This window comes from Mycolicibacterium vaccae NBRC 14118 = CIP 105934 (assembly GCF_001552715.1).
Lineage (GTDB): Bacteria > Actinomycetota > Actinomycetes > Mycobacteriales > Mycobacteriaceae > Mycobacterium > Mycobacterium vaccae.
This window is the reverse complement of sequence record NZ_BCRS01000030.1, coordinates 23,267-42,024: the sequence shown is the minus strand read 5'-3', so window position 1 is coordinate 42,024 and position 18,758 is coordinate 23,267. Positions and strand designations below refer to the sequence as shown.

Sequence of the window (18,758 nt, the reverse complement as noted above, 5' to 3'; positions counted from 1 at the left end):
GATCGGCGGGCTCACCGCGGCCGGCGACGTGTCCGATCCGCAGCAGTGCCGGGCGATCGCCGCGCACGTCGCGACCACCGCAGGCCGCCTCGACGTGCTGGTGGCCAACCACGCGTACATGACGATGGCCCCGTTGCTCGAGCACGACGAGCACGACTGGTGGAAGGTGGTCGACACCAACCTCGGTGGCACCTTCTTCCTGGTGCAGAGCGTGCTGCCGTACATGCGTGACGCCGGAGCGGGCCGCATCGTGGTCATCACCAGCGAATGGGGGGTGACGGGCTGGCCCGAGGCGACCGCCTACGCCGCGGCCAAGTCCGGGTTGATCTCCCTGGTCAAGACGCTGGGACGGGAGTTGGCGCGCGAGCACATCATCGTGAACGCGGTGGCGCCCGGCGTGATCGACACCCCTCAGCTACAGGTGGACGCCGACGCCGCAGGCGTACCGCTGGCCGAAATCCGACGCAGCTACGCCGAAGGCATCCCGATGGGGCGCATCGGCGCCGCCGACGAGATCGCGGCCGCGGTCGAGCTGCTGTCCGGCTTCACCATGGAAGCGGTTGTCGGACAGGTGATCTCGTGCAACGGCGGTTCGACACGGACACGAGCATGAACGAGGAGCCTTCAGTGCACAACGACCCGCGGATCGTCTCGGAATCCGGCGTGCTCGGCCAGATCGACGCTCAGCAGGTGCCGCGCTATGCCGGGTTCGGCACGTTCGCGCGACTGCCTCAGCGGCACGAGGTCGCCGACCACGACATCGCCGTGATCGGCGTCCCGTTCGACAGCGGGGTCACCTACCGTCCCGGGGCGCGGTTCGGCCCGGCGGCGATCCGGCAGGCGTCGCGGCTGCTCAAGCCCTACCACCCGGCGCTGGAGGTGTCCCCGTTCGCGGCCGCCCAGGTGGTCGACGCCGGCGATATCGCGGCGAACCCGTTCGACATCACCACCGCGGTGGATCAGATCAAGGACGGGATCCTGGGTCTGGTGACCCGTCCCGAACAGCGCTTCGTGCTGCTCGGCGGCGACCACACCATCGCGCTGCCCGCGCTGCAGGCCGTCAACGAACTGCACGGTCCGGTGGCGTTGGTGCACTTCGACGCCCACCTCGACACCTGGGACACCTACTTCGGCGCGCCGTGCACCCACGGCACCCCGTTCCGTCGCGCGTCCGAGCAGGGGCTCATCGTCAAGGGCCACTCCGCCCACGTCGGCATCCGGGGATCGCTCTACGACGCGAAGGATCTGCTCGACGACGCCGAACTCGGCTTCACCGTCGTGCACTGCCGCGACATCGACCGCATCGGGGTCGACGGGGTGATCGAGCGGGTCCTGGACCGCGTCGGCAGCCACCCGGTGTACGTGTCGATCGACATCGACGTGCTCGATCCGGCGTTCGCGCCCGGCACCGGCACGCCCGAGATCGGCGGCATGAGCAGCCGCGAACTGGTCGCGGTGCTGCGCGCGATGCGCGCGCTGAACATCGTCGGCGCCGACGTCGTCGAGGTGGCGCCGTCCTACGACCACGCCGAGGTCACCGCCGTGGCCGGGGCCAACCTCGCCTACGAGCTGATCAGCCTTATGGTCGGATGATGGAGCGCTTCCCCTGGCCGGCCGGTAAGGTCGCCGCGGCCGCGTTCACCTTCGACGTCGACGCCGAGTCGGCGATCCTGTGGGGCAACGAGAGCGTCGGCGCGCGGATGAGCGTGATGAGTCACCAGGCCTACGGCCCGCTGGTCGGCATCCCCCGGATCCTGGATCTGCTTGAGCAGCACCAGATTCCGTCGACGTTCTTCGTCCCCGGCCACACCGCCGACCGCTACCCGGAGGCGGTGCGCAGCATCGCCGCCGCCGGCCACGAGATCGCCCACCACGGGTACCTGCACGAGCAACCCACCGCGCTGACGCTGGAGGAGGAGATCGACGCGCTGGACCGCGGCCTGGCCGCGCTGGCCGAGGTCGCCGGCGTGCGGCCGGTGGGCTACCGGGCGCCGATGTGGGATCTGTCCTGGCGCACCCCGGCGTTGCTGGCCGAACGCGACTTCCTGTACGACTCCAGCCTGATGGACGCCGACCACCCCTACGAGCTGGCCATCACGCCGGGCGGGCGACAGTCGCTGGTGGAGATCCCGATCCAGTGGGCGCTCGACGACTGGGAGCAGTACTGCTTCCTGCCCGACATCTCCGGCAGCGGACTGATCGAGAGCCCCCGCAAGGCACGCGAGCTGTGGCAGCTGGAGTTCGACGCGCTGCGCCGGGTCGGCGGCTGCTGGGTGCTGACCAACCATCCGTTCCTGACCGGTCGGGCATCGCGGGCCGCCGAGCTCGGCGAGCTGATGCGCTACGTGCTCGACCACGACGACGTGTGGGTGACCAACCTGGGCGCGGTGGCCGAACACGTTCGCTCCCTGGCTCTTCCGCCGCGGTCCATCACCCCGCCCGACGTGCCGCGCTGACCCGGGAAGCTCAGTAGCCGCGGACCTCGGTGGTGATGTCGGTCAGCTCGTTGTCGTCGCGGTGGTCGTTCATGTTGCGGCACTCGCCGTAGATCTCCACCGCGCCGCGGTCGGGGTAGTTGCCGGGGCCGACGAGCACCATCACCCCACCCTTGTGGACGGCGTCGCCGGCGGGTTGGAAGCCCGGTGGGGGACCGGGCGCCCAGCCCGGTTGCCCGGCCAGGGTCTCCGCGATCTGCCGGCTGACGCTCCGGTCGACGGGTGTCTCGAAGGCGAGGTCGACGCGGCCGTGGTAGGGCGGGTCGCCCTGGTCGTTGCACCACTCCCACTGGAAGCTGGCATACGTCACCCGTAGATTCGCCGCGCGCACAACCTCTTTGGCGGTGTCGACCACCTGTGCGCGGGACTGCTGATCGGTCGGCGGCGGGGCGCTGGGCCCACTGGCCTGCGGTGTGCTCGGCTCGGATGGGGACATGGGTGAGCATCCTCCTACTGCGGACGTCGTGGCGGCCAGCATGACGACCAGCGTCGCGATCCGATGACTAGTACCCGTGGTCATTGGTCACCGATCCTCTCAGCCGATCCCATTCGGGGTCGTAGATCACCGGTGTCTCGACCTCGACGCGAGGCAACGGCACCTCCCCGAGGATCGGCACGTCGAGGTTCTGCGGCGTGGACACCGTCAGCTCGGTGCGGTGCTCGGCCAGCAGTCCGAGGTCGTCGAGGCGGTCACCGTTGCCGGTGACGATCTCGGTCATGCTGCGCAGCGACTCGCTACCGACGGTGTAGTAGTACGAGTGGTCGGCCGGGTCGATCATGTCGGCGCCGGGCACCTCGGCCCGGAACCGCGTGGCACCGAAGTCTTCGAACGCCGGGTCGGCGCCCAGTCCGGCGGTCGGGCCCATCATGTTGCCGAGTGACTCGTTGAGCTGACCGGGCATCGCGTCGCCCATCTGACCGAGCCACCCGACCGGGTCGGTGGATGCGTCACCGATGTAGACCTGCCCGTCGCCGAGGCCGAAATCGGAGGCGCTGCGGGCCACGTCGGTGCCCGGGCTGCCGAGCAGGATCGCGTGGTCGGCGCGCATGCCGCTGTTGGCGAACGCGTCGGCGACGGTGGTGGAGCCGTAGGAGTGGCCGATGACCGTGACCTGGTTGGCGACGCCGTCGTGGTGGGTGACGCTGAGCCCGTTGACATCCCAGGCCAGTGCGTCGCCGCCGGCGCGGGCCAGGCCGGTGTTGGCGATGTTCGGGTCGGTGAAGCTCTCGGGGGTGTCGTACCCCATCCAGGAGAGCACCGCGGTCGGGTCGCCGGGATCGGCCTTGAGGGCTTGGCCGTACAGGTTGATCGCGTCGTTGTGGCCGTCGGACAGCCAGCCGTCGCGCACGCTGGCGCTGGTACCCGGCACGATGACCGCGGTGTGAGATGCCGTGTCCGGGTTGCCGATTGCGACCGCGGCCCGGCCCTTGCCGTCGAAGGCCTGCGGGTCGTAGGCCCACAGCATGGTCGGGCGCCAGCCCTTGTCGTGCCGCTCCTGCGCGCCGATCTCGCTGTACCGGCGGGTGTCGCTGTCCGGTGCGCCGAGTTGGTGCAGCAGACCTTCCTGGGTCCGCTTCGCGTTCTGGTAGCGGGTGACATCGCTCTCGGACAGCCCGTAGCGGCCGGGGTTGCCCGTCACTTCGTCGATCGAGATGTTGTTGCCGGACGCGACGTTCTCCACCCGGTCGAGGTCGTCGTCCATCACCGCGACGTTGACCTGGTCACGCACGTCGGCCGGAATTCCGTTGAGGTTGCCCAGCATCGGAGGATGCGCCGCGATCAGCCCGCGGCGCTGTTCCTCGGTCAGCGCGTTCCACCACTGTTCGACGTCGGCGGGATCGGTGTCCGGGGAGGGGATCTGGATGTCCTGACCGTCCACGCGCAACGCCGGATTGGGGATGTCGACGCCGGCGGCCTGATCGATCGCCGAGGCGGTGTTCTCGTCGAGATCGGTGAACAGTTGCAGCATCTTCTGGACGAACGCGGTGAACTTGTCGGCCAGGCTGTCGAGGAAGCGCCCGACCAGCCATTGCTCGGGGGTCACGGTGCCGTCGTCGGCGACGGCGAACCCGAACCTGTCCAGGGTCGAGATCAGGTCCAGCAGCGCGTCGCGCAGCGCCGCCATCTGCATGCCGCCGTTGCGCAGTGCGGATTCCAGGTTGAGCAGCCGGCGGGCGACCCGCTCCTGCGTGGCGATGTCCTTGAGACCCTGCGCGACGGCGGTCGTGGAGGCCGAGCCGGTCCAGTGACTGCTGAGATGGGACAGCAGCTCCCGCTCGCCGGCGATGACGGTCTGCAGTGCGGAGTGCTTGCGGTCCATGGCGTCGGCGGCGTCGACCAGCCGGTCGGGCTCCGAGTCCCGCACCGTCGACACTGAAACCGCCATGACCCTCCCGTTCCGGCTGCCCCGATAGTTCCACATTCACGACCGGTCCCGGCGGAGTTAGTCTGTGCCGGTGAGCAGTCAGGCCGTGCCGGGCGGGGTGGTCCACGAGCTTCCCGACGATCTGCGCGTCGCGCTGCTCGGCGACGCGAGCGTGCTGAGCGCGTGGAAGGACATCACGCCGCTGGCGCGCAACGAGTTCATCTGCTGGGTGGAGGATGCCAAACAGCAGAAGACCCGTGAGCGGCGGATCCGCCGCACCCAGGAGGAGCTGGCCGACGGCATGCGCAGGCCGTGCTGCTGGCCCGGCTGCAAGCACCGCGAGCGCACCGGCAAGGCTTAGTCGTCGCGGCGGCTCTCCCGCCGGTTCGCCCTCATAATCTCGGTGATCAGTTCGTCTTTGGTCATCTTCGAACGGCCGCGGATGTCGAGTCTGCGGGCCACGTCCACGAGGTGCTTCTTGGATGCGTTGGCGTCGACGCCCTCGGCGCTCTCGCCTTCCGGGTTGGGCCCGCCGCTTTCGCTGCGCTCGTCGGACGGCCCGCGGTGGTCCTTCTCTTCCCAGTGGTCGCCGATCTTCTCGTAGCTGTGTTTGACCGCGCTGTAGGCGACCCGGTGGGCCCGTTCACCCTCGCCGTACTGGTCGGCGGCGGCGTCGTGCGCTTTGGCGAAGGTTCGCTGCGCCTTCTCGTCGGACTTCTCCAGCGTGCTCGGTAGTTCGCTCTTCTTCGCATCGCCGGATTTGGTTGTCTTCGGCATCAGGCCCTCCCGTCGGTCGCGTGATCGCGGGGTACCCGGATGCACCTGAGGCATGAGTGTGCACCTGCCTCAGCGGGCATCTGAGGGATCAATTCGCAGACACTTCCTATATCGGGATAGGCGACTGTCAGCGGTTACAACTCGATCTTCGAAGCCTTAGCCGGTAAGGCCGCGCACCAGAGCGAGGGGTCCGTTGCCGTTCTTGAAGATGTCGATCAACGTGTCCAATGCGCGCCTCGCCATAGAAAAAATGTTGGAATCCAGCTTTTTCTGAATACCCTCGACGGATTCCTCGATGTCCAAAACAAGCTCCCGCGAAGCGATGACTGTAAAGCGGTAACCGGGGTAATCAGGCAGAGATCTCAGGATCTTCTCCTGCCGCCGGAAGACCTTCTCAAGAGCGGCATGCTGACTGGGAGGTGCGAAGCGTCTGAAGTTCCGATCCACGTCGGCTAGGGCATCCTTCACCGCAATAAGGTAATCAACAATGGCGGGCGTCGCTAGGGGATCTCTGCACCGCTTATTTCCGCACCGTAGGGCCTTGGTCCTAACCAACTCGACGATGCGGTTCCGTTGACCGCAAGTTCCGCAGCGAGTGATAACAGTTGTCACATCGTCTCCCCGATATACAAAGAAATGTGGCGAGCTTACACCGAGGTTTGGCGCGCTCGGCGGGGAAATGAGTTACTCGGTCATGGCGCCGGGGATGGTGATGAGCGGTGCCTTGGGCAGGATGTGAAGCTACTAGCGACGCTGCGCGGCGGGAAGTTGCCCCAGACGAAAAGTGCGTTGCATGTGCTAACTGCGTAACTGACTAACGAGTTCTCGACGACCTTGTCTCCGCGCGGACTCACAAATACGGATCGTTAGGCGCGCCTTAGAGGTGCTGTTCATGCGCCACCGCGGGGAGGAGTTACCAAACCAATGCAACGGTCAGATTCGGCGAGCATTGGGGAATTCGTATAGCGCTCCCACGGGCGTTACGGCTAGTTCTTTGGGCGGATTCCTAACTCTGCGACGAGAATATCGACCAGATCATGAAACCCCGAAGCCAGGCAAAGAGAAGCTCGCTAACGTACTTATTGGTGTCCCTGTCGACCGCCTGCCGCCGAACTATGAACCAGAACTCCTTTCCAAAACGACTGATGAACTGGCAGCGATGCAAACAGACGCTGAGAAGCGCACCTCGAAAAATCTTGACCGACCTAGTTCGATCGAGTGCGGTGATAGGCAGGTTCAGGCCTGCTGGTCACCTGCGGACGACGACGCATTCGATGCGAGCGTTTGGAGGGGTCTGTTGTAGATCCTTGGTTAGCCGTCGATCGCGTATCAACGGGCTTGGCACTCAAGGTTGGCGCCGACTGACGTTCGGGGAAGGTCGTCGCGTCGCCGACGGGGGACAATCGGATGGCGGTGAGTTGCCTGCCGCCCATGGTGCACTCCTAAGCAATCGAGCACCCATCCAACGATTTGGGCTCGCGGCCAGCACGATTTACCGCGCGCAGAATGCGAAAGGCATATCGGAGCCCAATGGGTCAGGTGGTCGGCGCTTTGCGCACCGACAGACACAGCAGTGCGGCGACCCCGCACAGGCCCGCGGCCAGATAGAACGCCATGTCGTAGTCGCCGTGCATGTCCCGCAACCAGCCCGCGCCCGCGGCGGCGACGGCCGCGCCGAACTGGTGGGAGGCGAACACCCAGCCGAACACGATCGGCGCCTGCGCGCCGAAGTAGTGGCGGCACAGCGCAATCGTCGGCGGCACGGTGGCCACCCAGTCCAGGCCGTAGAAGATGATGAACACCCAGGTGCCGGGTTCGGCCTGCGGGGATAGCAGCGCGGGCAGCGCGACCAGGGACACACCCCGGCCCGTGTAGTAGATGACCAGCAGCACGCGTGGGTCCACCCGATCGGTCAGCCAGCCAGAGAACACCGTGCCCGCCACGTCCAGGATGCCGACGACGGCCAGCAGCCCGGCGGCCACCGTGGTGGGCATCCCGTGGTCGTTGGCCGCCGGGATGAAGTGCGTGCCGATCAGGCCGTTGGTGGTCATCCCGCAGATCGCGAAGCTGCCCGCCAACAGCCAGAAGGCCGGCACCCGCGCGCCCAGCAGCAAGCCTGAGAACGCGGCCGCGAAACTGCTGCCCGGCGGCCGCGGAACCGGTCCGGTGTCGAGCCCGGCTTCCTGGCCGTACCGGCCGAGACCCTTGTCCTGGGGCCAGTTCCGCATCAGCAGCAGCACGGGCGGGATCACCGCCAGCGCCGCGACGGCCACCACCAGGGAGGCCCAGCGCCAGCCGTGCTGCGTCGTCACCGCCGCCACGACGGGCAGGAAGATCAGCTGGCCGGTGGCGCTGGCCGCGGTCAGCACGCCGGTCACCAGGCCGCGCCTGGCCTCGAACCAGCGGGTGGCGATCGTCGCGACGAACCCCATCGAGATGGCACCGGTGCCGGCGCCGACGAGCACCCCCCACAGCACCACCAGTTGCCAGCTGGCGGTCATCAACGCGCTCAGTGAGCTTCCGGCGGCGATCATGCCCAGCGCGACGGTCAGGACCGGCCGGATCCCGAAGCGGTCCATCAGCGCCGCGGCGAACGGCGCGGTGAGCCCGAACAGCGTCATGTTCACCGACATCGCGAGTCCGACGGTGCCGTGCGACCAGCCGAACTCGGCGTGCAGCGGGTTCATCATCACGCCGGGCACCGAGCGGAACCCGGCCGCGCCGAGCAGCGCGACGAAGCTGACGGCGGCCACGACCCAGGCCCAGTGCAGGCGGGCGTCCCGTTCCGGAGCACGTTCGGTGACGGTCACTGTACGACTATGGCGTGTCGGCCGGGCACCGGACAGTGGCAAGTCTGCCGATATCCGTCAAAAACATGCCACGATGGGTCCATGGCGTCTCCCCACCGGGTCGCGGTACTGCTGCTCGAACCCGTCATCGGGTTCGACGCCGCCATCGCCCCGACACTGTTCGGCGCCGCCGTCGATGCGACCGGTGCGCCCCTCTACGAGGTCAGCGTGTGCGCACTGGCTGCCGGGACCGTGTCGGCCAGTGGGGGTTTCGGGATCGTTGCGCCGGCCGGTGCCGACGCGCTGGCGACGGCCGACACGGTGCTCATCCCCGGCACCCGGTATCCGCCGGCGCGGGTGCACGGCCGGCTGGACGACGACGTGGCCGCCGCGTTGGCAACAGTGCCGGCCTCGGCGCGCAGGATGTCCATCTGCACTGGCGCGTTCGTGCTGGCCGCCGCCGGCCTGCTCGACGGCCGGCCGGCCACCACCCACTGGCAGCATGCCGACACGTTCAGCGCGCTCTATCCCCGGGTGCACCTCGATGCGAACGTGTTGTTCGTCGACGACGGGGACGTGCTGACCTCGGCGGGGCTGGCCGCCGGGATCGACCTGTGCCTGCACGTGATTCGCCGCGACCACGGCGCCCAGGTGGCCAACGCGGTGGCACGGTACTGCGTGGTCTCGCCGTCGCGCGAGGGCGGTCAGGCGCAGTTCATCCAAACACCTTTGCCCGCAGAGGATTCCGCGTCGACCGCGGCGACGCGCAGCTGGGCGTGTGAGCATCTGCAGGAACCACTGACCATCCGCCGGCTCGCGGAGCACGCGGGGATGAGTCCGCGCACGTTCATCCGCCGGTTCCGCGAAGAGACCGGGCAGCCGCCGGGGGAGTGGATCCGCAACCGCCGGGTCGACCGGGCGCGCGAGTTGCTCGAGGCCCACGGATCGGAGCTCGGCATCGACGAGGTGGCCCGCCTGTCCGGGCTCGGCTCGGGTGCGAACCTGCGTCACCATTTGCGCCGCGGTCTGGGGATGTCCCCGTCGAGTTACCGGAAGGCCTTCGCGGGTTCCTGACCGTCCCGCCGCGCGGCCCGATTGGATTGCCTTTGGGCACAACGGGGTTCTCACAGCGGGCCGGAGAGGGCCCGACCGGGGTGCCCTTCGACATTTGCATTTAACACAAGCGCCACGGATGGGAAATAACCCCTTCCTACGGTTTCGATACGTGATCGAAACTAGCGATGAGGGGTTCCGACGATGACGCATGATGCAGCTGAGGCCGAGGTGCTGGCCAAGCAGTTGAAGGACGACGGCGTGCGGTTCAGCATCGCCGGCTACACGGATCTGCACGGCAACATCAAGGGCAAGATGGTCCCGATCGACCATTTCCTGCAGATGTCACAGGGCTCGGAGCTGTTCACCGGCGCGGCACTGGACGGCCTGCCGCAGGACGTCAGCGACGAGGAACTCTCCGCGCACCCCGACCTGGACCGGGGCTTCGTGCTGCCGTGGCGCAAGGACGTCGCACTGTTCCTGTCGGACCTGTACGTCGGCGGCGAGCCGTTCGAAGCGTCGACGCGTAACACGCTGGGCCGGCAGATGAAAGCCGCCGAGGAGATGGGCTACCAGTTCAATCTCGGCGTCGAGACCGAGTTCTTCGTCCTCGAAGACGGACCGACCGGCCCGAGCAGCCTGAGCGAGCGCGACACGCTGGAGAAGCCGTGCTACGCGGTCCCCACCCTGTTGGACAACCTGGGCTGGCTCGACGAGCTGGTCGAGTACATGAACGAACTCGGTTGGGACGTCTACTCGTTCGACCACGAGGACGCCCAGGGCCAGTTCGAGATCGACTTCGCCTACGCCGACGGTCTGTCGATGGCCGACCGCGTGGTGTTCTTCCGCATGATGGCCAACGAGGTCGCCCGCAAGCACGGCGCCTACGTCTCGTTCATGCCCAAGCCGTTCGCCGACCGCACCGGGTCGGGCGCGCACTTCAACATGTCGATGGCCGGGCTGGACAGCGGCGCGAACATCTTCGAATCCGCCGACGACCCGCGCAACGCCGGGCTCAGCGAGATCGGCTATCACTTCGCCGCCGGGATCGTCCGGCACGCCGCGGCGATCTGCGCGGTCATCGCGCCGACGGTGAACAGCTACAAGCGCCTGGTCCGCCAGGGCAGCATGTCCGGCTCGACGTGGGCGCCGATCTTCGCCAGCTGCGGCAACAACAACCGCACCAACATGCTGCGCATCCCGCTCGGCGGCGGCCGGATCGAATGCCGCGCAGTCGATTCCGCGGCCAACCCGCATCTGGCGGCGGCCATGCTGCTCGCCGCGGGCCTGGAGGGCGTGCGCGAGAAGCTCGAGCTGGAGCACTTCCACACCGAGAACCTCTACGAGGTCGACCCCGTCGAGTACCAGAAGCGCGGTGTGGCACTGCTTCCGCGGACCCTCGAGGAGGCAGTGGACGCGTTCGAGGCGGACCCGTTCACCAAGCAGGTGTGCGGCGAGAAGCTCTGGAAGTCGTTCATCGACTACAAGCGCGCCGAGTGGACGTCCTACGCCACCGCCGTGACCGACTGGGAGCGCGACCGCTACCTGAAGTTCTTCTGATCCGTCCCGCCCCGAAACCCGACCGACGAAGGCAGGTGAGATGACGACCACCCCGGACCACGGCACCAGGAATCAGCTTGCCCTGCCGGAGTTCTCGCTCGAGTCGGGCGCGGCGCTGGCCGACGCGCAGGTCAGCTACCGCACCTACGGGTCGCTGTCGGCCGCCGGGGACAACGTGGTGCTGTTGTTCACCTACTACACCGGTGACGACCTCAGCTACCAGCCGTGGATCGGGCCGGGGCGCCCGCTGGACCCGAACGAGCACTTCGTCGTCGTGGTCGACCACTTCGGAAACGGGGTGTCGACGTCACCGTCGACAGCCGGCACCCCGTTCCCCGAGGTCCGCGTCGGGGACAGCGTGCGTGCGGCGCAGCTCGTCCTCGACAGACTCGGCGTGCAGCATCTACGCCTGGTCGCCGGGTGGTCGTTGGGCGGAATGCAGTCGCTGGAGTTCGCGGCCCGCTACCCCGACCGCGTGTCGGCGGTGTACGCCCTCTGTTCGGCGGCGCGGTGCTCGCCGATCAACCAGGTGTTCCTCGACTCGGTCAGCGCCGCGTTGACCGTCGGCGCTGGGGGCGCAGACGGCACGGCAGCACGCGAACGGCTCGACGTGTTCGGCCGGGTCTATGCCGGCTGGGCGTACTGCGAGCAGTTCTTCGCCGACGAGGTGTACCGGGAGCTGGGCTACTCCAGCCCCGCCGACGTGGTCGCGCGATGGGGCGAGGACCACCAGAGCATGCACGCGGGAGATCTGCTGGCCGCGTTGACGATGTGGCGCGCCGCCGACGGTGATCTGGACGCGGTGGGGGAGCGGCTCGGCCGCATCACCGCCCGCACGGTGCTGATGCCGTCGGTGACCGACACCTACTTCACCGTCGCCGAGAACACCCTCGAGGCGTCCTGGCTCCCCAACGGGGAGGTGCGGCCGATGGTGTCGCCGCTCGGGCACATCGCAGGACGGCCGGGGATCCGCGCCGAAGAACAGGACGAGGTCGACGCATGCCTGCGTGAGCTGCTCAAGACCTCGTGACACCACACATCTCACACCGAAGCACACAGCGAATCAGAGCAGGAGAACCAGGCGAGTGTCACTCAACGTCGTAGTCGCGGGTCTGCCCAAGGCGGTCCAGAACCCCGAGAATCCCGACGAGGGAATCTGGCTGACCCAGGAACAGAAGGACCGGATCACCGGTGTCGCCGAAGACGTGTGGCTGGAACACATCCCGGTCTCGGAGCTCAATGCCGGTAAGGGCCCGCAGCGGCCGCCGCACGCGATCATGGTCGAGACCAGCGGCTCCAAGAAGGAGATCGAGATCGAGCAGGGCATCCTGAAGATGCCCGGGCTCGAGCAGCTGTTCAACCCGGATCTCAAACTGCTGCAGTCGATGAGCTCGGGTGCCGAACACCTGGTGGGGATCATGCCCGAGGGCGTGGTGCTGGCCAATGCCTCCGGTGTGGCGGCCAACGCCATCGCCGAGACCGTGATCACCGGCATTCTGGCGCAGGCGAAGATGCTGCGGGAACGCTGGGAGAACCAGGCGGCCCGGGAGTGGAAGGAACTGCCGGCACGCGAACTGGCCGGCTCCACGATGACGGTGCTGGGCACCGGCAGCATCGGCGCGCGGACGGCGACGATCGCGCGGGTGCTGGGCATTCGGACGATCGGCGTCAACCGCAGCGGCAAGCCGGTCGACGGCTTTGACCACACGGTCGCCACCGCCCAGTTGCACGACGTACTGGCCGAATCCGACTACCTGGTGATCGCCGCTCCGCTGACGCCGGCCACCCGCGGCCTCATCGATGCGAAGGCATTCGCGGCGCTCAAGCCCGGCGGCTGGGTCGCCAACGTCGCCCGCGGCGCGATCCACGACGCCGAAGCGCTCACCGACGCGCTGGAGCGCGGGCATCTGTCCGGTGCGCTGATCGACTGCCACGCGACCGAACCGCTGCCCGCCGACGATCCGCTGTGGAAAGCGCCGGGCGCCATGGTGTTCCCGCACGACTCGCACGCCTCGCAGCTGTTGGGCGACCGCCAGGTGGACGTGTTCGTGGACAACCTGCAGCGGCTCGTCGCGGGCCGCGAATTCCGCAATGTCGTCGACCTGACCCTCGGGTACTGAGGAGAGTGACCATGAACATCGGATTCATCGGGCTCGGCGTGATGGGCGAGCCGATGGCCGGCCATCTCGTCGACGCCGGCCATGACGTGGTGGTCTTCAACCGCTCCCGCGCCAAGGTCGACGCGCTCGAGGCCCGCGGTGCGGTGGGCGGTACCAGTCCCGCGCACGTCGGGGAGAAGGCGGACGTCGTCATCACGATGCTGCCCGACTCGCCCGAGGTCGAGGAGGTGCTGTTCGGTGACGCCGGTGTGGTGTCCACGCTGCGGCCAGGATCGCTGGTGATCGACTGCAGCACAATCTCACCCGACGCCGCGGTGGCGATCGCCGGCCGGCTGGCCGAACACGACATCGCATTCGTGGACGCTCCGGTCAGCGGCGGGGACGTCGGCGCCAAGGCCGGAACGCTCGCGGTGATGATGGGCGGCGACGCGGACGCGGTGCGCCGCGCGAGCGAGGTGCTGACCGCGGTGGCTGCCACGCTGATGCATGTCGGTCCCGCCGGGTCGGGGCAGCTCGTCAAGGCGGCCAACCAGATGCTGGTGGCGGGCAACCTCGCGCTGGTGGGTGAGGCGGTGACGCTGCTGCAGCGCACCGGCGTGGACATCGACGCGGCGCTGGCGGTCCTCGGCGGCGGGCTGGCGGCCAGCAAGGTGCTCGAGGTGAAGGCGCCGAAGATGCTGGCCCGCGATTTCACCCCGGGGTTCCGGCTGGACCTGCACCACAAGGACCTCAAGATCGCGCTGGCCGCGGCCGAACGGGCGCAGATCGCGGTGCCGCTGACCGGCGTCATCACCCAGCTGGTGCAGGCACTGCGCTCGGCCGGCGACGGCGGGCTCGATCACAGCGCACTGATCAAGGCGCTCGAGCGACTGAGCGGATCGTCCCCGGACGGCCGGTAGTCCGCGACGACGCGGGATCGCCCAGCCCACAAGACATATCGGAAGGAACAGTAGTCGTGCCAACAGCATTGATCTGTGGCGGCGGAGTAGCGGGGCTCTCGTCCGCCCTGCACCTGAAGCAGAAGGGCTGGCAGGTCCAGATCTTCGAGAGCGACAGCGAACTCCGGACGGCCGGTGTGGGACTCAACATCTGGCCGAACGGTGTGCGGGTCATCGACGGCCTGGGGCTGGGCGGTCAGTTCAGGTCGTTCGCGGCGGCGATGGACCGGTGGTGGGCCCTTGACAGCGACGGCACCCTGACCTCCGACATCGACGTGAGCCAGTGGCCGCAGGAACTGGGCGCCCCGGTCACCGGGGCACGCAGGCGCCGGCTGAACGCGATGCTCGCCGAAGCGCTCGACCCGGGCGAGATCGCGTTCAACACCACCGCGGTGGGTTACACCCAGACCGACGATTCGGTCACGGTGCACTTCGAGGACGGCCGCAGCGCGGACGGTGACGTGCTGCTGGGGGCCGACGGCATCGGGTCGCGGATCCGCAACACCATGCTGGGGGAGGCCCCCCGGTTCACCGAGGAGGGGATCGTCCGCTGGCGCGGGGTGTTCCCGACCGCACAGGCCGGGGTCCCGGACAACGTGCAGGCCGACGTGTACGGCGCGGAAGGCCATTTCGGCTGGATCCCGATCGACGCCACGCACGCCTACTGGTACGGCTCCATCGGCGGGCTCTCCACCTTCGACGAGTTCCGTGCCGTCTACGACACGTGGACCGAGACGCCCGTCCCGCGGATCATCGCGTGCACCGAGCCGGAGTCCATCATCGGCCGCGAGATCGGGCACTACCGTGACCATCTGCCGCGGTGGGTGGACGGCCGGGTCACGCTGATCGGCGACGCGGCCCACCCGATGTACCCCGGGATGGCCCAGGGCGCGAATCAGGCGCTGATCGACGGACAGACCCTGGCGCAGCGCCTCGGCGAGCACGACGACGTCCGCACGGCGCTGAAGGTGTTCGAGCAGGAGCGGATTCCGGTCGCCAACAAGATGGTGGACTACTCGCGACTGCATTTCGACTACGAGCGCACCCGCAAGGAATACCGATCCGGTCAGGGCAATCTGCAGATCAACCGGTACCTGGAGTTCGAATCATGACCGCAGTCACCGCGATAACGCTTCCGCGACCACGCCGCCTCCCCTCCTTCGCCCTCGACGGCCGGGTACTGACGGTGGCGTTCATCGTCGGCCTGATCGGCCTGCAGGAGCTCCTCACCCGGACAGATGTGCTGCCGGCCGGCTACTTTCCGCCGGCCAGTCAGATCGCGGGGGCGTTCGTCACCGAATTGAGCGGGACGGCGCTGGCATCGGCGCTGTGGCAGACCATGAGCACCTGGCTGCTCGCGCTGTGCATCGCGGTGGTGCTGGGCACCGCGGCGGGGATCACGCTCGGTCTGCTCGCTCCGCTGGAAGCACTGCTGCGGCCGGCGATCGAGTTCCTCCGGCCGGTGCCCTCGGTGGCGCTGATCCCGCTGGTGGTCCTGACCATCGGCACCGGATCCCAGAGCGCGTTGTTCCTGGCGGTGTTCGCGGCGTTCTGGCAGGTGCTGGTGCCGGCGATCGCCGGCGTGCGGGCCGCCCACCCGGTGGGCCTGGAGACCGCCCGCTCCTATCACCTGACCACCTGGCAGAAGATCCGCTGGATCCAGCTGCCCAGCATGCTGCCCTATCTGACGACCGCGATCCGGTTGGCCACCTCGACGACGCTGATCCTGGTGGTGACGGCCGAGATCATCATCCAGATGCCCGGTATCGGCTACGAGATCACGATGTCGCGGTCGGCCGGAAACCCCGCCCGCATGTACGCCTACATCGTGTTGAGCGGCCTGGCCGGGATCGCCCTGAACGCGCTGATGCGCCGATTGGAGAACAAGGTGTTGTCGGCACAGGGACTGGGGGACACGCGATGACCACGTTGACCGCGGCATCGACGGTGCTGTCGACCGGGCGCGGCCGCACGATGCTGGGGGTGATCGGCGCGTTCGGCGCGCTGGCGGCGTGGTTCCTGCTGTCGGCCAACAGCGGCACCGCGTACTTCCCGCCGCTGTCGGCGATCATCGCCGAGGCCGCCGAGTACTGGACGACGCCGCAGGGGCTGGCCAACATCCAGGCCAGTCTGACCACGCTGAGCGCGGGCCTGGCGATCGCGATCATCCTCGGGGTCACGGTCGGCCTGGTGATCGGCCAACTTCCGATCGTCGAGCGCATGGTGTCGCCGACGCTGGAGTTCGCCCGCGCGATTCCGAGCACCGCACTGATCCCGTTCGCGATGATGCTGTTCGGGGTGAGCCCGGAGATGAAGATCTTCCTGATCGCGCTGGGCTGCGTCTGGCCCGTGCTGCTCAGCACCGCCGACGGCGCGCGCCGCCTGGACGCGACCATGGTCGCCTCGGCGCGGGCGTTCAACATCACCGGCCCGCGGCGCCAGTTCTACGTGGTGCTGCCCGCGGTGCTGCCGAGGGTGCTCGTCGGTGTGCGGATCGCCATCCCGCTGAGCTTGATCCTGATGGTGACCAGCGAGATGGTCGGCGCCCAAAAGGGATTGGGCTTCGTCATCACCCAGGCGCAGGCGACGTTCCAGCTGTTGACGATGTGGTCGGGGATTCTGGTGCTGGGCATTCTCGGATTCCTCATGACATTCCTCTACTCGTTGGTCGAACGCCGGTTGCTGCGGTGGAGCGACCCGCGGCGCTCCGACACCCGCTGAACCCCCGCTCCCGCCCGCCCGACAATGTGAAAGGCAGTGACCGATGCTCGTCGTTTCAAGCCTCGAGAAGACCTACCCCGGCAAGGGCGGCGGATTCACCGCTGTCGCCGACATGTCCTTCACCGTGCGGGAAGGCGAGCTGTTCAGCATCGTCGGACCGTCCGGCGCGGGAAAGACCACGCTGCTGCGGTGTGTGGCCGGACTCGACAAGCCGACCAGCGGTTCGGTGACGTTCAACGGTCAGCGGGTGGACGGACCGCCCGCCAACTTCGCGGTGGTGTTCCAGGACTACGCCCGCTCGCTGTTCCCGTGGATCACCGTCGCGAAGAACGTGGAGCTCCCGCTGATCAAGAAGGGCATCAGCACCATTGAGCGCCGCACCCGGGTCGAGCGGGCCCTGGCCGAGGTCGGGCTGGCCGACGCCGCGCACAAGAAGCCGTTCCAGCTCTCCGGCGGGATGCAGCAGCGCGTCGCGATCGCGCGGGCCATCGCCTACCGCCCGGCGGTGCTCATCATGGACGAGCCGTTCGCGTCGGTCGACGCGCAGACCCGCGCGGATCTGGAGGACCTGCTGCTGCGCGTGCGCGACGAGACCGGAACCACCGTGCTTTTCGTCACCCACGACGTCGACGAATCGGTGTACCTGAGCAACCGGGTGGCGATCGTGACGCGCTCGCCGAGCTGTGTCGCCGAGGTCGTCGACATCGACCTGCCCGAACAACGGGATCAGATCGAGACCAAATCCCTGCCCGAATTCGCGCATCTGCGCGCCCATGTGTTCAGCCGTATCCGCGAGATGGTCCGCAATGACGCGGCTCTCGCCACTACCTGACGCCAATCAGATCGGAGAACGTCTGTGTTCGAACAACTTTCAAGAATTGCGCGGTGGGGTGTGGTCGCCTCGGCCGCCGCGCTGCTGACGGCCTGCGGCAGCGGGGGCGGGAGCGGGAGTGCCGAGCCCGCGACCACCGACGGCGGGCTGGTCAAGGTCAACGTCGGGACGATCCCGGCGATCCTGAGCGCGCCGCTGTTCGTCGGAATCGAGGAGGGGATCTTCGAGAAGCACGGCCTGGACGTGACGGTGAACTTCGCCGACGGCGGCGCCGCGGTCATCCCGTCGGTGCTCAGCGGTGAGAACCAGTTCGGCTACTCGAACACGGTGAGCCAGCTCGCGGCGATCGACCAGGGGCTGCCCCTGAAGCTGGTGCAGCCGGCCTGGGCGCCGTGCTGCACCCCCGAGGAGGACGATCACGGGCTGCTGGTGCTCCCGGACAGCGGGTTCGACGAGCCCAAGGATCTGGAGGGTGCGAACATCGCGGTCAACACGCTGCAGAACATCGGCGAGGTGCACATCCGCCGCGCCTTCGACAACCTGGGCGTCAGCCACGAGAACCTGACATGGACGCAGCTGCCGTTCTCGGACATGGGTGAGGCCCTCGCACGGGGCGACGTCGACGCGATCTGGGTGTCGGAACCGCACCGCACCCCGGGGCTGAACAAGGGTTGGAAGCAGATCGTGGCCCCCGGGGTCCAGTCGTTCCCGGACCAGGTGGGCGGTTACTACTCGACGTCACAGAGCTATGCCGAGGCCAACCCCGACGTGGTGAAGTCGTTCCGGGACGCCATGATCGAGGTCAACACGTTCGCCGAGGAGAACCCGGCGAGGGTCGGCGAGGTGGCCGTCGCGGAGATGGGTATCGACGCCGCGATCATCGACCAGGTGAACTTCCCGAAGTTCCCGGTCGAGGACGACGGTCAGGCGTTGCGTGACTACGGCGCGGCGGTGGTCCAGTACGGGATCATCGACGAGGAGCCCGCCGACTACGACGCGCTGTTCGCCGTCAAGGATTGACACGAGGACAGGCGGCGGGTCCATCGAGCCGGTGGGCCCGCCGCCTGTCGACTGCCGCGTGTCGAATGTCGCACAGCGGTAATCGAT

At 67.9% G+C, this 18,758-nt stretch carries 19 protein-coding genes; 14 read left to right on the top strand and 5 right to left on the bottom strand.

Features of this window, described 5'->3' with window-relative positions; all coding sequences use genetic code 11:
• The 3 genes from MVA01S_RS08565 to MVA01S_RS08555 form a co-directional block, all read left to right on the top strand.
• The coding region (locus tag MVA01S_RS08565; RefSeq protein ID WP_060941576.1) for an SDR family NAD(P)-dependent oxidoreductase at positions 1-613 on the top strand (613 nt) is incomplete at its 5' end.
• Positions 610-1,593, top strand: a complete 984-nt coding sequence (gene speB, locus MVA01S_RS08560; RefSeq protein WP_174538877.1) for an agmatinase — start codon at positions 610-612, stop codon at positions 1,591-1,593. The genes MVA01S_RS08565 and speB, both read left to right, overlap by 4 nt.
• On the top strand, positions 1,593-2,456 hold the full coding sequence (locus MVA01S_RS08555; protein WP_003930908.1) for a polysaccharide deacetylase family protein: 864 nt from the start codon (positions 1,593-1,595) through the stop codon (positions 2,454-2,456). The genes speB and MVA01S_RS08555 overlap by 1 nt, the downstream gene beginning before the upstream one ends.
• 10 nt (positions 2,457-2,466) lie before the next feature.
• Here MVA01S_RS08555 and MVA01S_RS08550 read toward each other — a convergent pair whose 3' ends face one another.
• Positions 2,467-3,015, bottom strand: coding sequence for a lipoprotein LppJ family protein (locus tag MVA01S_RS08550; protein WP_040541391.1), 549 nt, complete (start codon positions 3,013-3,015; stop codon positions 2,467-2,469).
• Positions 2,999-4,882: an alpha/beta hydrolase gene (locus tag MVA01S_RS08545; RefSeq protein ID WP_040541393.1), complete on the bottom strand. Its 1,884-nt coding sequence runs from the start codon at positions 4,880-4,882 to the stop codon at positions 2,999-3,001. The genes MVA01S_RS08550 and MVA01S_RS08545 overlap by 17 nt, the downstream gene beginning before the upstream one ends.
• 70 nt (positions 4,883-4,952) lie before the next feature.
• On the opposite strand from MVA01S_RS08545, the gene MVA01S_RS08540 reads away from it, so the two are divergent.
• Entirely contained in the window at positions 4,953-5,222 is a 270-nt protein-coding gene (locus tag MVA01S_RS08540; RefSeq protein WP_003930911.1) for a YdeI/OmpD-associated family protein, read from the top strand.
• Here MVA01S_RS08540 and MVA01S_RS08535 read toward each other — a convergent pair.
• The 3 genes from MVA01S_RS08535 to MVA01S_RS08525 form a co-directional block, all read right to left on the bottom strand.
• Entirely contained in the window at positions 5,219-5,638 is a 420-nt protein-coding gene (locus MVA01S_RS08535) for a ChaB family protein (RefSeq protein ID WP_003930912.1), read from the bottom strand. The two genes, MVA01S_RS08540 and MVA01S_RS08535, sit on opposite strands and share 4 nt — an antisense overlap.
• Positions 5,639-5,794: 156 nt before the next feature.
• A complete protein-coding gene (locus MVA01S_RS08530; protein WP_003930913.1) occupies positions 5,795-6,106 on the bottom strand; it encodes a hypothetical protein in 312 nt (103 codons plus the stop codon).
• Between the two features lie 1,067 nt (positions 6,107-7,173).
• On the bottom strand, positions 7,174-8,448 hold the full coding sequence (locus tag MVA01S_RS08525; protein WP_003930914.1) for an MFS transporter: 1,275 nt from the start codon (positions 8,446-8,448) through the stop codon (positions 7,174-7,176).
• Positions 8,449-8,529: 81 nt separating this feature from the next.
• Here MVA01S_RS08525 and MVA01S_RS08520 point away from each other — a divergent pair, with 81 nt between their 5' ends.
• The 10 genes from MVA01S_RS08520 (at position 8,530) to MVA01S_RS08475 (ending at position 18,671) form a co-directional block, all read left to right on the top strand.
• Positions 8,530-9,501, top strand: coding sequence for a GlxA family transcriptional regulator (locus tag MVA01S_RS08520; protein ID WP_060941575.1), 972 nt, complete (start codon positions 8,530-8,532; stop codon positions 9,499-9,501).
• A gap of 183 nt (positions 9,502-9,684) precedes the next feature.
• Positions 9,685-11,040, top strand: a complete 1,356-nt coding sequence (gene glnT / locus MVA01S_RS08515; RefSeq protein WP_003930686.1) for a type III glutamate--ammonia ligase — start codon at positions 9,685-9,687, stop codon at positions 11,038-11,040.
• 40 nt (positions 11,041-11,080) lie between these two features.
• Complete coding sequence (locus tag MVA01S_RS08510) at positions 11,081-12,070, top strand: alpha/beta fold hydrolase (protein ID WP_003930687.1); 990 nt, start codon at positions 11,081-11,083, stop codon at positions 12,068-12,070.
• A gap of 55 nt (positions 12,071-12,125) precedes the next feature.
• Positions 12,126-13,160: a D-2-hydroxyacid dehydrogenase gene (locus tag MVA01S_RS08505; RefSeq protein WP_003930688.1), complete on the top strand. Its 1,035-nt coding sequence runs from the start codon at positions 12,126-12,128 to the stop codon at positions 13,158-13,160.
• An 11-nt stretch (positions 13,161-13,171) separates the two neighbouring features.
• The gene (locus tag MVA01S_RS08500) at positions 13,172-14,059 is read left to right on the top strand and encodes an NAD(P)-dependent oxidoreductase (protein ID WP_003930689.1); all 888 of its coding nucleotides are present in this window, start codon (positions 13,172-13,174) and stop codon (positions 14,057-14,059) included.
• 56 nt (positions 14,060-14,115) lie between these two features.
• Positions 14,116-15,210, top strand: a complete 1,095-nt coding sequence (locus MVA01S_RS08495) for an FAD-dependent oxidoreductase (protein ID WP_237024308.1) — start codon at positions 14,116-14,118, stop codon at positions 15,208-15,210.
• Entirely contained in the window at positions 15,207-16,022 is an 816-nt protein-coding gene (locus MVA01S_RS08490; protein ID WP_040541394.1) for an ABC transporter permease, read from the top strand. Before MVA01S_RS08495 ends, MVA01S_RS08490 begins: the two co-directional genes overlap by 4 nt.
• Positions 16,019-16,819 carry an ABC transporter permease gene (locus MVA01S_RS08485; RefSeq protein ID WP_003930692.1) on the top strand — a complete coding sequence of 267 codons (801 nt, stop codon included), beginning with the start codon at positions 16,019-16,021 and terminating at the stop codon, positions 16,817-16,819. The genes MVA01S_RS08490 and MVA01S_RS08485 overlap by 4 nt, the downstream gene beginning before the upstream one ends.
• A gap of 43 nt (positions 16,820-16,862) precedes the next feature.
• Positions 16,863-17,651 carry an ABC transporter ATP-binding protein gene (locus MVA01S_RS08480; RefSeq protein WP_003930693.1) on the top strand — a complete coding sequence of 263 codons (789 nt, stop codon included), beginning with the start codon at positions 16,863-16,865 and terminating at the stop codon, positions 17,649-17,651.
• A gap of 60 nt (positions 17,652-17,711) precedes the next feature.
• Complete coding sequence (locus MVA01S_RS08475) at positions 17,712-18,671, top strand: ABC transporter substrate-binding protein (RefSeq protein ID WP_003930694.1); 960 nt, start codon at positions 17,712-17,714, stop codon at positions 18,669-18,671.
• The last annotated feature ends 87 nt before the right edge of the window (positions 18,672-18,758 follow it).

Excerpts from the sequence above, each read along its gene's own strand:
- speB (WP_174538877.1), top strand. The coding sequence starts at position 610 with ATGAACGAGGAGCCTTCAGTGCACAACGACCCGCGGATCGTCTCGGAA.
- MVA01S_RS08555 (WP_003930908.1), top strand. The coding sequence starts at position 1,593 with ATGGAGCGCTTCCCCTGGCCGGCCGGTAAGGTCGCCGCGGCCGCGTTC.
- MVA01S_RS08550 (WP_040541391.1), bottom strand. The coding sequence starts at position 3,015 with ATGACCACGGGTACTAGTCATCGGATCGCGACGCTGGTCGTCATGCTG.
- MVA01S_RS08545 (WP_040541393.1), bottom strand. The coding sequence starts at position 4,882 with ATGGCGGTTTCAGTGTCGACGGTGCGGGACTCGGAGCCCGACCGGCTG.
- MVA01S_RS08535 (WP_003930912.1), bottom strand. The coding sequence starts at position 5,638 with ATGCCGAAGACAACCAAATCCGGCGATGCGAAGAAGAGCGAACTACCG.
- MVA01S_RS08520 (WP_060941575.1), top strand. The coding sequence starts at position 8,530 with ATGGCGTCTCCCCACCGGGTCGCGGTACTGCTGCTCGAACCCGTCATC.
- glnT (WP_003930686.1), top strand. The coding sequence starts at position 9,685 with ATGACGCATGATGCAGCTGAGGCCGAGGTGCTGGCCAAGCAGTTGAAG.
- MVA01S_RS08510 (WP_003930687.1), top strand. The coding sequence starts at position 11,081 with ATGACGACCACCCCGGACCACGGCACCAGGAATCAGCTTGCCCTGCCG.
- MVA01S_RS08500 (WP_003930689.1), top strand. The coding sequence starts at position 13,172 with ATGAACATCGGATTCATCGGGCTCGGCGTGATGGGCGAGCCGATGGCC.
- MVA01S_RS08490 (WP_040541394.1), top strand. The coding sequence starts at position 15,207 with ATGACCGCAGTCACCGCGATAACGCTTCCGCGACCACGCCGCCTCCCC.
- MVA01S_RS08485 (WP_003930692.1), top strand. The coding sequence starts at position 16,019 with ATGACCACGTTGACCGCGGCATCGACGGTGCTGTCGACCGGGCGCGGC.
- MVA01S_RS08480 (WP_003930693.1), top strand. The coding sequence starts at position 16,863 with ATGCTCGTCGTTTCAAGCCTCGAGAAGACCTACCCCGGCAAGGGCGGC.